Source organism: Kitasatospora arboriphila, from assembly GCF_039528095.1.
Lineage (GTDB): Bacteria > Actinomycetota > Actinomycetes > Streptomycetales > Streptomycetaceae > Kitasatospora > Kitasatospora arboriphila.
This window is the reverse complement of the sequence record NZ_BAAALD010000341.1, coordinates 1-508: the sequence shown is the minus strand read 5'-3', so window position 1 is coordinate 508 and position 508 is coordinate 1. Positions and strand designations below refer to the sequence as shown.

The following is a 508-nucleotide window of genomic DNA, read 5'->3' as shown; positions in this document are numbered from 1 at the left end:
GGGGAACTGGTTTCCCGCAGCTATGAGGTGGGGGAAAAAAGCGGGCTGGATCGGGTCCGGGTGCGGTTTGCAAAACAGCTGGATAAAGAGACATGGGGTTTTGAAGATCCTTCAATTAAAGGCACATTTGTCTGGTCCCGGTCTGCCGGGCAGGGAAAATTTGAGTGGGGTTCCAGCCAGACGACTGTTCATGACGGGAGCGCTGGCGGCTCTACCACACCGCCTACACCCATTCCGGAACCGCGGAGCATCTGGGGGTTGCCTAACCCGGCCCCGGAATCGTTACCGCCCGTACCGGGAACGCCGATCCCGGAGGAACAGGAACCAAATATTGAAACATTGCCCATCGAAGACCGGGATTTCGATGACTTTATTATTGTTGACCCGATGGGGGTTATCCCGGCAATCTATGTGTATTTTAAGAAGGCTCCTGCCGGATTTCTAGAAACCGGTTATTATAACGACTTTGATGGGAGATCAAGAGAAGGAATGTACAAGGTTGACCATT

Annotated in this window: 1 protein-coding gene; it reads left to right on the top strand. The window is 53.0% G+C overall.

Annotation, left to right across the window (positions count from 1 at the left end; all coding sequences use genetic code 11):
- A partial coding sequence (locus ABD353_RS40280) for an S-type pyocin domain-containing protein (protein WP_344628652.1) occupies positions 1-508 on the top strand: 508 nt, incomplete at both ends.